Genomic DNA, 11,722 nt, shown 5'->3' with positions numbered 1-11,722 from the left:
GCGGCCCCGACCGCTCAGGCGACGCTGCTGGCCTTACGGTCAAATGTGTAGACGGCGACCGCCGACCGCTCCGAGTAGCGCAGCGAGAACGGCATCTTCAGGCTGTCGAACACCTCGAACTTTCGCTTAACGAATTGGTTCATGTCCTCCAACGTGTCGAAACGGATGGTCACGACAACCAAGCCTTCCTTGTCCAGAAGAATGCTCAGGCTGGCGATATTCGATTCCAGGATCGCTCCGCCGATCTCTTCCGACAGGAACGATACGCCGACCTTGGCCTCGGTGATCGACGTGAATTTCAGGTTGTAGATTTTGCTGTACATGCTCAGGTTTCCGCCTCGTCCATCATTTCGAACATCGCATCAAGCAGATCAGCATCGCGGATCGGCGATGCCTGGACCTTGTATGCCGCCGGACCGAGCCCCTGCCCGGTCCGTAGAGTGTTGCCCTCGGCCGACAGCGCAAGATCAGCCCCCTCCTCGATGGCCAGCCCGGCCTGCACCAGCCGGGCGCGCCCGGTCTTGTCGATGGGTCCGTTCATGCAAAGCCCCAGAAATGCCCGCGCCGTCGAGATATCTACGATCTCTGCCCCGGCAAGCGCGTCAAGCACGCCTGCGCATTTCTCGGCCAGCATCTCCTGCTGATCGGCCTGCATCTGGATCGTCAGCGCCATGTCCGCGGCAACCCCGCGCAGCAGATCAACCTGCTCCGAAGACATATGCCTCGGCTCGAAATCGACGGCACAGACCGTGCCCAGCACATAGCCCTCCTGCGTCACCAGCGGAAAGCCCGCCCAGAACACCCACTGCGGATCACCTGTCACCAGAGGGTGATGGCGAAAGACGTCATTCTCGCGCAAATCCGGCACGATGTAGGGTTTTGTGTCAAGCAGCGCGTGCTGGCATAACGTCGCCTCGCGAGCCACCTCGCTCACACCTGTCAGGCAGCCCGTGAAGTTCTCCGACAGGAAATATTGTCGGGCCTCATCTAGAAGGCCGGTATAGGCGACCGGCACCCCCGCGATGTGCCTGAACACGCGGGTATAGATATCAAAGCGCGCCTTATTGGCGGTGCCCATCAAGCCGGTGCGCCTGACCGCCGAAAGTCGACGGTTCTCATTGGCAGGCAAGCGCGCCGAGACGAATTCATGGTGTGACATTCTTCCTCCGTGAGGTTGGTACGTGGATCAACGGTCACGGGGTCCGGAAGTTTAACATTGACTGTACGAAACGGCTCTACCTTCCCTCGATCCTGACGGAGAACCTGCGCTGTGCGCCGGCAGGGGGCGCGGGAAACGGAGCCGCGCGCTGCACCACGGTCAATGCGGCGCGATCGAGCCGGGTGGACCCCGACGACTGCGCCAATCCCAACGAGGCAAGCCGACCACCGGTCGCGATGCTGAACTGCACCAGCGCGGCCCCCCGGGCCTCGGCACGCGGGCGCGGCACGCGGGCAAGATGGCGCATCACCTCGCCGGGATAGCTGCTCGCGGCAGCGGTGCCCGGTTCGTCGCTTTTTATCGCGGTCTCGCGGCCTGCCCGCGTCGCGGCGGCAGTGTCGCGCCCCGCGGTGCTGCCCCGGGTTGCATCGCGCGTGGCATTGTTGCCGGACCGGCCCTGCACCTCGGCCTTGCGCGCGGGTTTGGAGGTCTGCCGGACCATGGTTTGTTGCTCGATCTCGCGGGGCCGCGCCTGTGGGCGGCGCGAGACCTCCACCCCGTCCACGGTCTCCGGCACGGCCTCGAGCGTCTTTTTCGGCGCAACCTCGGCGGAGGTGCGCGACGATGGAGCGGCAGCGACGGGCGGTGCTGCCTCGACCGGACCAGACTGGCGTGCAGACAGCACCGGCACCGTGGCCGCGGAGGGCCGAACCGGCACAATCTGATCTGCCCTTGCGGGCTCGACAGATTTCGTCACCTCCTCGACGGAGGCCGCCCGCACAGCCGGGGCCTCAACCTGCCGTGCCACGTGCTCCGCTTCTCGGTTGGGCGTCACCGTGCTTTTCGACACGGGCTGCGCCGCGCCCGCGACCATATCGGCAAAGGCGCTGCCCAGTACCACCTCGGACGCGCCTGCCCCGCCTTCGCTTGTGACCTGCGGGCGTGTCTCCATCCGCCATGCCCCCAGCCCGTGCAACACCACGGCAATTGCCACGCAAAACGACAGCATCAGGCGCGACGTGCGGATCATGGTAGCCCCCGCTCGGTCACCATCACCACGCGGCGAGCTCCGGCGCGGCGCAACGCCTCGCCCAGCCGGATCAGGTCGGGCGCAGGCAGCGCGGCATCGGGGACAATGCGCACGATCTCCTCGGGCCCGACCTGCGCCATGTAGGCCGCCGCATCCGCCACCGCCGCGCCGCGATAGGCCAGCCGCCCGTCGGCATGGACCACCAGCGCATCAGTCGGAGCGCGCCCCTCCAGATCGGCGGTGCGCACCAGCTTCAGCGCGCCATCGAGCGGCGGCGCGAGCGTGGCAGCGGCCATGAAGAAGATGAGCATCAGGAAAACGATGTTGATCAGAGCGATCGTCGGCTCGCGGCGGGGGCGTTCGGCTTTCATGACGGCACCAGCACCTGCACCGAGAGCCCCGGCACCCCGCGCAAGGCGATGAGCAGATCAGTCAGCCGCTGCGACGTGACCTGCACGCCGGTGCTGACCAGCGCCCGTGTCTCTCCCTTGATCAGCGGCGCGAGCGCCCCGGCCAATGCGTCGAACGGCACCTCACGCGCGTTCACGCTCAGGCTGTCTTGGCGCAATTGCAAGAAGATCGGAGGTGTCCCGGACACGGCCCCCTGCCCTGCCCCCGCCGTGGCCAGATCGACCTCGGCATATTGCGAGAACGTCGAAGACAGCATGAAGAACAACAGCAGCAAAAAGATCACGTCGATCAGCGAGGTGAGTGACAGCTTGCGCCGCCGGAACGCCTCCCTAGGCATCCTGGGGCACCGCCCGACCCTGCGGCATAGGCTTCGGGGCCCGCTGCAGATCAGGGCCCAGCACGACGCTCAGCGCATGATCGGCAAGCGCCCGTTCCTTGGCGATGCGCGATTCGAACCACGACAGCACCACCGAGGCGGGCATCGCCACCGCCAATCCGGCAGCCGTGGTCAGCAGCGCCACCCAGATTCCCCCCGCGAGCAGCGACGGATCGACCTGCGCGCCCGCCGATTGCAGCGCCTGAAACGCCTCGATCATGCCCAGAACCGTGCCGAAGAGGCCCAGCAGAGGTGCCACCTGCGCCACCGTATCAAGAAAGCGAAAACCACGTTCGAGCCGGGAAAACCGCGCCTCGGCCTCGGCCTCGATGCGCCGGAGCGCAGCGCGGTTGCGCGGATCAGCGGCAAAGGCGCGGGCAATGACCGGCGCAAGATAGCTGCGTGAGGCCTCCAGAGTGCGGCGTGCGGCATTGCTCTCGCCCTGGTCCCACTCCGCCACGGCAGCACGCAACGCATGATGCCGCCCCACGCCCGAAGCCTGGAACTGCCACAACTTGTAAAGGATCACCGCAAGCGTCACCACCGAAAGGCAGGCGATGATAGCGATCACCGGCCCGCCCATCTCGATCAGCGCGGCAAGCCGCGCGAGCATCGCATCCATCCGGGTCATCCCGTCACCTCGATCCGTGTCTCGCTTGCCAGGCGTAGTCCGTCCACACATGTGGCAGGTGACAGACCGTTCCCCTCGCAGGTACCTATGCCGTTGATCAGAACCCCACCTATGGCGTCACAGCCCTGCCCCGCCAAATCGAATTGCCGAACCCGCGGCCGCCCCTCGGGCACGACCCCGAAATCAAACAGGCTCATGGTGGTCACGCGCCCCTCGGCGTCGAACAACACCGCCTCGGCAACAAGACTGTCGATCGCCGTCCCCAGATCGTTGCGGATGACAAAGCTCAGCCGACACCCGCCTGCGTCGGTCGCGGCGGCAGCGTTGAGGGTGATCGTCAGTGCCGCCCCATCGGCGGCTTGCGCGGGCTTCGCTGCGGCCCCGCCCGCCAGCGCGAGAATGGCAGCGAAGGTATGGCAGATGTGTCCCCGGCACGGCACGGTCATGACAGCTCCTTTCCGCCCCGCTCATAAGGGGCATTCGGATCAAGGGGCTGGCACCGAGGCTGGCTGAGAGGGTGAGTTACGCGCACGGCGTGGCGCACCGCTGATGTCTGCATATCAATTCACGAGCAAAAAAGTCAAGTACATCAACCGGACTGCCGCGCCCCTGCTCGCACCACGCCCATGCCGCGCCTCGGAATGTCCGCCGAACGATCGTTCGCACCCCCGTTCCAAGACGTGCCCGGCAGGTGCATCAGAGCGATTGAGCCGGAACGCCCCGCCACGGAAATGACCAACGCCGGGACGGACATGCGGACGCAAAAGCGGGAATTATAATGATTTCAGGATTTTACTGGTGCCCCCACACGGACTCGAACCGCGGACCTACTGATTACAAATCAGTTGCTCTACCAGCTGAGCTATAGGGGCACGAGCGCGTCATTAGCGATGAATCCACGGCGGTTCAAGAGGGTTTGTTCCCGGTGCCACCGCATGGGGATTGCGGTTTCACTCCGCCCAAAACCCCTTATATTGGCCAATGAACCAAAGAAAGAGGCGCAAGGTCCCCATGCAGGTCGCACTCCACGCAGGCGCACATATGACGGATGAGGACAGGCTGATTGCCTGTCTCGCCGAAAATCGCGACACCCTCGCGCGGTTCGGCACGAACGTGCCGCCGCCGCCCAGCTATCGCAAGCTTTTGCGCGACATCCTTCAGCAGGCGCAGGATGCGGGGCTTGCGGGCGATGCGCGCGACGTGGTGATCGACGCGATCAGCACCGAGGACGTCACCGACAGGCTCGTGCTCTCCAACCAGGGTTTCTTCGGCACGCCCAAGATGGCGGTCGGCGGGCCGATCCTCTACCCGGCGGCGGATATGCGGCTCAGCCTCTTCCGGCAAATTTTCGCGGGCGACGAGATCGAGCTTTTCCTCGGGCTGCGCAACCCGGCGATGTTCCTGCCCGCCTTGCTGCACGGCACGCCCTACACTTCCATCGCGCGCCTTCTCAACGACAACGATCCCGCCGACATGCGCTGGTCAGAGTTGATCGCACGGATTCGCAACGCCCATCCCGACATGCCGATCACCGTCTGGTGCAATGAGGATACACCGCTGATCTGGTCGCAGATCGTGCGCGAGATGGCCGGGATTGATGCCACAGTGCCGATCGCGGGCGAATTCGCGCTGCTGTCCGAGATCATGACCAAGCCGGGGCGGCAACGCTTTCACGCCTATCTGAAGGCACATCCCAACATGACTGAGGTGCAGAAACGCCGTGTGATCGCGGCCTTCCTCGACAAGTTCGCCGACGAAGAGGCGATCGAGGAAGAACTCGACGCGCCCGGCTGGACCGACGAGATCGTTGCACGCCTCAGCGATCTTTACGACGAGGACCTCTACGAGATCCAGCGCATCGACGGGGTGCAGATGATCACGCCCTGACCGGGCATTCACCCGCCCTGCGACACGTGTTACCCTCAGCCTGACGTCTGCCGCGCGCAGCGGTGGGATAGTCAAGCAGCAATGACGAGGCGGGTGGTGACCCAAAGACTCAGCATACGGCCCCTGGCACTGATGGTTGCGCTGCTCTTCGGCGGCGTTCCGGTCCTCGCCGAGAGCGGCCAGACCACAACTTCAGCCCAACCGCCTGCCGGGTTGTTGTGGAATCGCACCGGCCTGCCGGCGGTGTTTCCGCTTCAGATCAAGACACCACCGGGGCCGGACTATCACCTGACCCTGATCGACACGCAGACCGGCGAGGCCGCGCTTGCCGCCTATATCGAGGGCGGCGCGTTCTTCAGGGTACTGGTGCCGCCGGGCACATTTCACCTGCGCTTTGCCACGGGCACGGAGTGGCAGGGCGAGGATGTTCTGTTCGGGCAAGGCGAGGCGACCCACCGCTTCGAGTTGCGTCGCGCGCTGACCTTCGAGACGCGCGGTCTGGGCACCAAGGCGGGCCATATCGTAACGCTGACGCCCGGCACATCCGACGAGATCACGCGCGCCGCGCGCAAGGATCAGTTCATTTGCCAGTCCTTCAGACCGGGGTTTGCATCTCCCGCGCGTTCACCTCTCGACCGGCGGGCAGATCAGGGACCGCGAGGCAAGGGTGATCTCATCGACGGCGAGCCCATGTTCCATGAGCCTCTTGCGCGACCGCGCCATGACGTGCGATCCCGCTACTGCGGCTGACCAATCTCCCGGAGATGATCGCCATCTGAGCATTGCATCACGCCATGTAACGGGCCAATCGCACTAGAGACCAGCCGATGTCAGCAGACGTTGATCGTCGGCACGCCACTCACGATTTTGCCCCCAATGGGCAGGAACAATGGCTGCGGGCAAGACCGGCTGCAGCCTTTGGATCAGGTATCAAATGTCGTTGGTGTCAATGCACCGCGCCGACATCACGCCATGCCCAGCGCTTCCTTGTACATTTCCAGCACCGCCTCTTCTTCGGCGATGTCGTCCTTGTCGCGTTTGCGCAGCGCGATCACCTTGCGCATGACCTTGGTGTCGTAGCCGCGCGCCTTGGCCTCGGCCATGACCTCTTTCTGCTGGTCGGCGAGGTCTTTCTTCTCGGCTTCCAGACGCTCGAACCGCTCGATGAACTGGCGCAGCTCATCTGCGGTCACGCGATAGGTGCTGTCGGACGTCATATCGTTCATTGGGGGCCTCCGCTCTGGACAGGGAGCATGACTATCCGTGCGCGGGTCGCCATGCAAGCGGCATCTGCGCGCAGGGCTTGCAGGGCGCAGCGCTTTCGCTTACGCGCAGGCGCAAGCGTCCTCTGACCAAGGAGAGAACCCGCCATGGAAATCCTGATCTGGCTCGGAGCCGCGCTGTCGCTTGGCGGACTGGTGGGATTGGTGTGGTGTATCCTCACCGTCTGGAAGGCCCGCCGCGCAGGCCAATCCGACACCGACCTGCGCGCCACCATTCAACGGGTCATGCCGCTCAATACCGGCGCCTTGTTCCTGTCGGTGCTTGGCCTGATGATGGTGGTGGTGGGCATCATGCTCGGCTGAGCCGCCAACGCCCGCACGCTTACACCTTGGTCGCCGACACCGGCGGCGTTACCCGCCGCTTGAGCACCGCCTCTCGCCAAGAGATGAAGCTGACCGAGCCGACGATGACCGTGCCCCCCAGCACCACAAAGATATCGACACCCTCGCCAAAGACCAGCGCGCCCAACAGCACAGCCCAGACCAGTTGCAGAAACGTGACCGGCTGCGTCACCGTCAACGGGGCCGACCGAAACGCCAGCGTCATCGTGTAATGCCCCCCCGTCGCAAGGCAGGCCACGCAGAACAGCACCCCCAATTCCCACCATGTCGGCGTGACCCATACCGCCCAGGCCATCGGGGCCAGCCCTACCGTCACGGTGATCGACAGCATCGCCACGACCACCCCGGCGCTGATCCGACCCGATATCATCTTGGCCAGCAGATAAGAGCCGCCGAAAAAGATCGCGGTGAACAGCATCGCCAGGTGCCCGGTGCCCACCTCGCGAAACCCCGGCCGCAGGATGATGAGCGCACCGCAGAGCGCCACCACCACCGCCATCACCCGGCGCGCCGCCAGCGTCTCACCAAGGAAAAGCGCCGCTCCGAGTGTTACATAGATCGGCGACAGGTAATTCATGGCCGTCACATCCGCGATGGGAATGCGCGCCATCGCATAGAACCACAGCCCGACGCCCAGAGTATGAAACGCGCCACGAGCGCCGATCAACCCCCAAGTGCCCCGGTCGAGCCGCAGATCGCGCAGCGTGGTCAGCAGCGGCAGCAAGAAGATCAGGCCCATCGCATACCGCAGGAACGCCGCCTGCGGGGCAGGTACCCGCGTGCCCAGAACCTTCACCAGCGCCGTGACCCCCACAAAGAGTAGCCCCGTCACCACCATCCAGAACACGCCCCATCCGGGACGCGCGGCGGCCTCCGCCGAAATACCCTCGTTCGCGCTCATGGCATGCATTAACTCACGCCGCGCATCATCTGTCGAGCGTGCCCGACCTGCTTTCCCATGCGCCAAGCGCAACACCAAGTCCCGCTAGCTGCATAGCTCAGGGCAGAGGAATGAACTCGGCGTCATCTCCCGGCGGCAGTCGGAACCGCCCCTCGGCCCAGTCCCCCGCCGCCCAATCCGCCTTGGCCGCTTCGATCTTTTCACGGCCGGAGGCCACGAAATTCCACCAGATATAACGCGGCCCGCTCAGCGTCTCACCGCCCAAGACGATCAATCGCGCCCCGGCCTCACCCGCGCGCATACTGATCCGGTCACCGGGTCGAAAGACCATCATCTGCCCGGCCTCGAACACCTGACCCGCCACCTCGACCGCACCCGCGATCACGTAAACCCCGCGATCCTCGTGATCCTCGGGCAGCGGCAGGCCTGCCTCAGGCTCCAGCCGGACATCGGCATAGAACATATCCGTAAAGGTGCTGACCGGCGCCGTCGCACCCCACGCCCGCCCCATGATCAGCCGCGCCTGCGCGCCGCCCTCCTCCAGCAGCGGCAGCGCGTTCTTGCCATGATGTTCGAAACTGGCGGTCCGCTCTTCCTCGGCGTCCGGCAGGGCCACCCAAGTCTGGATACCAAAGAGCCTGCTTTCACCGCGCCGGGTGGCGTCGCTCGTGCGTTCCGAATGGGTCACGCCGCGTCCCGCCACCATCCAGTTGACGGCTCCGGGATGAATCATCTGATCGGTCCCCAGACTGTCGCGATGCTGAAATTCGCCGTCGAACAGGTAGGTGACCGTGCCAAGACCGATATGCGGATGCGGGCGCACGTCGATGCCTTGCCCGGTCAGAAACTCCGCCGGGCCCATCTGGTCGAAAAAGATGAACGGCCCGACCATCTGCCGTCGTGGCGCGGGCAGCGCCCGGCGCACCTCGAACCCGCCGATATCGCGGGCGCGCGGCACGATCACCGTCTCTATCGCATCAGGCCCCGCATCGGGGCAGACCGGCTCAACTGTCGGGTTCCAGCTCATCGCGCATCCTCCATGCTATTCTCCATCGTAGCACGATCACGCCCGCCGCTCAGCCGCCAGCCGCGCACAGACCCTGTGCAGGCTCAGCCGGTCAGAAGGTTCGCGGCGATCGCCCACATCACCGCGCCCACCCCGGCGTCGAGCACCCGCCAACTGACCGGACGGCGAAAGACCGGGGCAAGCAACCGCGCGCCATAGCCCAATGCAAAGAAGAACACAAAACTCGCGCAGACCGCGCCGATGCCGAATGCCAGCCGATCCTCGTATTGCGCAGAAATCGAGCCCAGAAGCACCACTGTATCGAGATAGACATGCGGGTTGAGCCAGGTCAGCGCCAGACAGGTCAGCACCGCACGCCGCAGGCTGCCCGCACCATGGCCTGCCTCCAACACGGCCCCACCGCGCCACGCGGCCCAGAAGCTGCGCGCGCCGTAAATCAGCAGGAACGCCGCCCCGCCATAGCGCATCACCCGCTCCAGCCCCGGCACCAATTCGGCCAGCGCGCCAAAGCCGCTGACCCCTGCGGCCACCAGCACCGCGTCGGAACAGGCACAGACCAGCACCACCGCCAGCACATGCTCGCGCCGCAGCCCCTGCCGCAAGACAAAGGCATTCTGCGCCCCGATCGCGAGAATGAGCGAAAACCCCAACGCAAACCCCGCCAGCCCTGCCTGCATGCCCCTGCCCCTTCTTCTTGGCAAAATACTCGAAAACCCGAGGCCGTCACCCGCGCCACGGCTTGCCTACCGCGCCACATCACATTATCCAAATTCACTATGTTTACTCATTATAAGTACATCTGATGCCCCTCCCGTCCGATCACCTCACTACCCTGACGGCGATCCTGCAGACCGGCAGCTTCGAAGCCGCGGCGCGGCATCTCGGCGTCACCCAATCTGCGATCTCGCAGCGGATCAAGGCGCTCGAATCGCGTATCGGCGCGCAGTTGGTTCACCGCACCACTCCCTGCACGGCGACCGAGGCGGGCCAGCGCCTCGCCGCCCATGCCGATCAGGTGGCACTGCTCGACGCCCGTCTCGCCCGGGATCTGGCGGGCCTGGCCCCTACCCCGCAAACCCGGCTGCGCCTCGCGATCAACGCCGACAGCCTCGCCACATGGCTGCCCGACGCGCTCGCTCAGTTATCGGGCCATCTCTTCGATCTGGTGATCGAGGATCAGGACACGGCCCATGACCGGCTCACCCGGGGCGAAGTGCTGGGCGCGCTCACCTCGCGCGCGGCCCCGCTGCCTGGCTGCGATGTGACACCGCTGGGGCGCTTGCGCTATATCGCCACCGCCAGCCCCACCTTTATTGACCGCCACTTCAGCGCAGGCGTTACTGCTGATACCCTCGCCCTCGCCCCGATGCTGCAATTCGACAGCCGCGATCAGCTACAACATCGCTGGATCACCCATGCCACCGGGGCCGCGCTCACGCCGCCCTGTCACCGGCTGCCGTCGTCCGAGGGTTTCGCCACCGCAGCCCGGCTCGGCCTCGGGTGGGGCATGAACCCCGAGCCGCTCGTGGCGCAGGATCTCGCGGATGGCACGTTGCGCGCGCTCATCCCCGACACACCGCTCGACACCCCGCTCTACTGGCAATCCTCGCGCCTGATGAGCACGGCACTCCGCCCTGTCACCCGCGCGCTGCGCCGTGCAGGGCGCACCGGGCTGCTGCCCCCCGACTGACGCAAAGGGCCGCCCAAAAAGAGCGGCCCTTGTGTCATCTTGCCAGAAATACTCAGCCCGAAAGAGCAGCCGTCAAAGCTGCTCGATCACCTCGTCCGAGGCTTCGAAATTGGTGGTGACGCGCTGCACGTCGTCGTCATCCTCCAGCGCCTCGATCAGCTTCATCAGCTTTTCCATGTTCTCGAGGTCCATCTCGGTGGTGGTGGTGGGTTTCCACACCAGCTTGGTCGATGTGCTCTCGCCGAGTTCCGCCTCGAGCGCATTGGACACGTCGTTGAGGTCCGTATCGGCGCACCAGATCACGTGACCGTCTTCGGCGCTTTCGACATCTTCGGCGCCGGCCTCGATCGCGGCCATCATGACTGTGTCGGCATCGCCCACCTCTGCGGGATAGGTGATCTCGCCCTTGCGCTCGAACATGAAGCCGACGCTGCCGGTCTCGCCTAAGTTGCCGCCATTCTTGGAAAAAGTCGACCGCACGGTCGATGCGGTTCGGTTGCGGTTGTCGGTCATTGCCTCGACGATCACCGCGACGCCGTTGGGGCCGTACCCTTCGTACCGGATTTCTTCATAATCCTCGGCATCGCCGCCCGACGCCTTCTTGATGGCGCGCTCGATATTGTCCTTGGGCATCGACTGCGCCTTGGCTTCCTTGATCGCGAGGCGGAGGCGGGGGTTCTTGTCGGGGTCCGGGTCGCCCATCTTTGCGGCGACGGTGACCTCCTTGGAAAACTTGGAGAAAAGTTTCGCCCGCACGGCATCCTGGCGCCCCTTGCGGTGTTGAATATTCGCCCATTTGGAATGGCCGGCCATGGTGCCTTCTCCTGCATCTTCGGAAATCTGACGCCTTTTATCCGCTGTCGCGCAGCAGGGCAACGCCCCTCTCGCACGGCCCAAAAGGGGGGCTGTATCATGTCGGTATCGCGTCGGTATTGCGTCGGTTTGATATATGTCAACTAAACTGGACACCTCATCTGGTAGCCTG

The 11,722-nt window shown here is 64.8% G+C and carries 16 protein-coding genes and 1 tRNA gene; 4 read left to right on the top strand and 13 right to left on the bottom strand.

All coding sequences use genetic code 11. The features are described from left to right. Positions 1 to 14: 14 nt before the first annotated feature. From PVU19_RS06225 to PVU19_RS06190, 8 genes are all read right to left on the bottom strand, one after another. Complete coding sequence (locus PVU19_RS06225) at positions 15 to 323, bottom strand: hypothetical protein (RefSeq protein WP_050661127.1); 309 nt, start codon at positions 321 to 323, stop codon at positions 15 to 17. A 2-nt stretch (positions 324 to 325) separates the two neighbouring features. Continuing rightward, positions 326 to 1,159, bottom strand: coding sequence for a GAF domain-containing protein (locus PVU19_RS06220; protein WP_050661126.1), 834 nt, complete (start codon positions 1,157 to 1,159; stop codon positions 326 to 328). A gap of 76 nt (positions 1,160 to 1,235) precedes the next feature. After that, positions 1,236 to 2,189, bottom strand: a complete 954-nt coding sequence (locus PVU19_RS06215; RefSeq protein ID WP_050661125.1) for a TonB family protein — start codon at positions 2,187 to 2,189, stop codon at positions 1,236 to 1,238. Then, complete coding sequence (locus tag PVU19_RS06210) at positions 2,186 to 2,560, bottom strand: ExbD/TolR family protein (protein WP_050661124.1); 375 nt, start codon at positions 2,558 to 2,560, stop codon at positions 2,186 to 2,188. The genes PVU19_RS06215 and PVU19_RS06210 overlap by 4 nt, the downstream gene beginning before the upstream one ends. Next, on the bottom strand, positions 2,557 to 2,937 hold the full coding sequence (locus tag PVU19_RS06205) for a biopolymer transporter ExbD (protein WP_050661123.1): 381 nt from the start codon (positions 2,935 to 2,937) through the stop codon (positions 2,557 to 2,559). Before PVU19_RS06205 ends, PVU19_RS06210 begins: the two co-directional genes overlap by 4 nt. Then, positions 2,930 to 3,607, bottom strand: coding sequence for a MotA/TolQ/ExbB proton channel family protein (locus PVU19_RS06200; protein ID WP_050661122.1), 678 nt, complete (start codon positions 3,605 to 3,607; stop codon positions 2,930 to 2,932). The genes PVU19_RS06205 and PVU19_RS06200 overlap by 8 nt, the downstream gene beginning before the upstream one ends. After that, entirely contained in the window at positions 3,604 to 4,053 is a 450-nt protein-coding gene (locus PVU19_RS06195) for a hypothetical protein (protein ID WP_050661121.1), read from the bottom strand. The genes PVU19_RS06200 and PVU19_RS06195 overlap by 4 nt, the downstream gene beginning before the upstream one ends. Before the next feature lie 350 nt (positions 4,054 to 4,403). Then, a tRNA-Thr gene (locus PVU19_RS06190) sits at positions 4,404 to 4,479 on the bottom strand. 139 nt (positions 4,480 to 4,618) lie between these two features. Between PVU19_RS06190 and PVU19_RS06185 the strand changes: the two genes are divergently transcribed. Next, complete coding sequence (locus PVU19_RS06185) at positions 4,619 to 5,494, top strand: hypothetical protein (RefSeq protein ID WP_162838248.1); 876 nt, start codon at positions 4,619 to 4,621, stop codon at positions 5,492 to 5,494. Between the two features lie 96 nt (positions 5,495 to 5,590). Further along, a complete protein-coding gene (locus PVU19_RS06180; protein ID WP_200901833.1) occupies positions 5,591 to 6,244 on the top strand; it encodes a hypothetical protein in 654 nt (217 codons plus the stop codon). Positions 6,245 to 6,459: 215 nt separating this feature from the next. On the opposite strand, the gene PVU19_RS06175 is transcribed toward PVU19_RS06180, so the two are convergent. Next, positions 6,460 to 6,720 carry a DUF2312 domain-containing protein gene (locus PVU19_RS06175; RefSeq protein WP_050661118.1) on the bottom strand — a complete coding sequence of 87 codons (261 nt, stop codon included), beginning with the start codon at positions 6,718 to 6,720 and terminating at the stop codon, positions 6,460 to 6,462. Positions 6,721 to 6,864: 144 nt separating this feature from the next. Between PVU19_RS06175 and PVU19_RS06170 the strand changes: the two genes are divergently transcribed. Then, a complete protein-coding gene (locus PVU19_RS06170; protein WP_050661117.1) occupies positions 6,865 to 7,080 on the top strand; it encodes a hypothetical protein in 216 nt (71 codons plus the stop codon). Between the two features lie 19 nt (positions 7,081 to 7,099). On the opposite strand, the gene PVU19_RS06165 is transcribed toward PVU19_RS06170, so the two are convergent. The 3 genes from PVU19_RS06165 to PVU19_RS06155 all read right to left on the bottom strand — a co-directional run bounded on the left by PVU19_RS06165 (position 7,100) and on the right by PVU19_RS06155 (position 9,724). Further along, on the bottom strand, positions 7,100 to 8,020 hold the full coding sequence (locus tag PVU19_RS06165) for a DMT family transporter (RefSeq protein WP_050661162.1): 921 nt from the start codon (positions 8,018 to 8,020) through the stop codon (positions 7,100 to 7,102). A 97-nt stretch (positions 8,021 to 8,117) separates the two neighbouring features. Then, a complete protein-coding gene (locus PVU19_RS06160; RefSeq protein WP_050661116.1) occupies positions 8,118 to 9,047 on the bottom strand; it encodes a pirin family protein in 930 nt (309 codons plus the stop codon). 83 nt (positions 9,048 to 9,130) lie between these two features. Beyond that, complete coding sequence (locus PVU19_RS06155; RefSeq protein ID WP_050661115.1) at positions 9,131 to 9,724, bottom strand: LysE/ArgO family amino acid transporter; 594 nt, start codon at positions 9,722 to 9,724, stop codon at positions 9,131 to 9,133. Between the two features lie 125 nt (positions 9,725 to 9,849). Here PVU19_RS06155 and PVU19_RS06150 point away from each other — a divergent pair, with 125 nt between their 5' ends. Next, positions 9,850 to 10,737 (top strand): LysR family transcriptional regulator ArgP, encoded by an 888-nt coding sequence (locus PVU19_RS06150; protein ID WP_050661114.1) that lies wholly within the window; start codon positions 9,850 to 9,852, stop codon positions 10,735 to 10,737. A 72-nt stretch (positions 10,738 to 10,809) separates the two neighbouring features. On the opposite strand, the gene PVU19_RS06145 is transcribed toward PVU19_RS06150, so the two are convergent. Continuing rightward, a complete protein-coding gene (locus PVU19_RS06145) occupies positions 10,810 to 11,550 on the bottom strand; it encodes a YebC/PmpR family DNA-binding transcriptional regulator (RefSeq protein WP_050661113.1) in 741 nt (246 codons plus the stop codon). Positions 11,551 to 11,722: the final 172 nt, after the last annotated feature.

Origin of the sequence: Roseovarius tolerans (assembly GCF_028885395.1) — a bacterium.
In the GTDB taxonomy this organism is placed as follows: Bacteria; Pseudomonadota; Alphaproteobacteria; order Rhodobacterales; family Rhodobacteraceae; genus Roseovarius; species Roseovarius tolerans.
The sequence above is the reverse complement of the archived record's forward strand: the minus strand, read 5'-3'. Positions and strand labels throughout refer to the sequence as shown.

Coding starts and splice junctions, on each gene's coding strand:
- PVU19_RS06145 (WP_050661113.1), bottom strand. CDS start 11,550: ATGGCCGGCCATTCCAAATGGGCGAATATTCAACACCGCAAGGGGCGC.
- PVU19_RS06175 (WP_050661118.1), bottom strand. CDS start 6,720: ATGAACGATATGACGTCCGACAGCACCTATCGCGTGACCGCAGATGAG.
- PVU19_RS06185 (WP_162838248.1), top strand. CDS start 4,619: ATGCAGGTCGCACTCCACGCAGGCGCACATATGACGGATGAGGACAGG.
- PVU19_RS06155 (WP_050661115.1), bottom strand. CDS start 9,724: ATGCAGGCAGGGCTGGCGGGGTTTGCGTTGGGGTTTTCGCTCATTCTC.
- PVU19_RS06150 (WP_050661114.1), top strand. CDS start 9,850: ATGCCCCTCCCGTCCGATCACCTCACTACCCTGACGGCGATCCTGCAG.
- PVU19_RS06215 (WP_050661125.1), bottom strand. CDS start 2,189: ATGATCCGCACGTCGCGCCTGATGCTGTCGTTTTGCGTGGCAATTGCC.
- PVU19_RS06165 (WP_050661162.1), bottom strand. CDS start 8,020: ATGAGCGCGAACGAGGGTATTTCGGCGGAGGCCGCCGCGCGTCCCGGA.
- PVU19_RS06200 (WP_050661122.1), bottom strand. CDS start 3,607: ATGACCCGGATGGATGCGATGCTCGCGCGGCTTGCCGCGCTGATCGAG.
- PVU19_RS06205 (WP_050661123.1), bottom strand. CDS start 2,937: ATGCCTAGGGAGGCGTTCCGGCGGCGCAAGCTGTCACTCACCTCGCTG.
- PVU19_RS06170 (WP_050661117.1), top strand. CDS start 6,865: ATGGAAATCCTGATCTGGCTCGGAGCCGCGCTGTCGCTTGGCGGACTG.
- PVU19_RS06160 (WP_050661116.1), bottom strand. CDS start 9,047: ATGAGCTGGAACCCGACAGTTGAGCCGGTCTGCCCCGATGCGGGGCCT.
- PVU19_RS06210 (WP_050661124.1), bottom strand. CDS start 2,560: ATGAAAGCCGAACGCCCCCGCCGCGAGCCGACGATCGCTCTGATCAAC.
- PVU19_RS06220 (WP_050661126.1), bottom strand. CDS start 1,159: ATGTCACACCATGAATTCGTCTCGGCGCGCTTGCCTGCCAATGAGAAC.
- PVU19_RS06225 (WP_050661127.1), bottom strand. CDS start 323: ATGTACAGCAAAATCTACAACCTGAAATTCACGTCGATCACCGAGGCC.
- PVU19_RS06195 (WP_050661121.1), bottom strand. CDS start 4,053: ATGACCGTGCCGTGCCGGGGACACATCTGCCATACCTTCGCTGCCATT.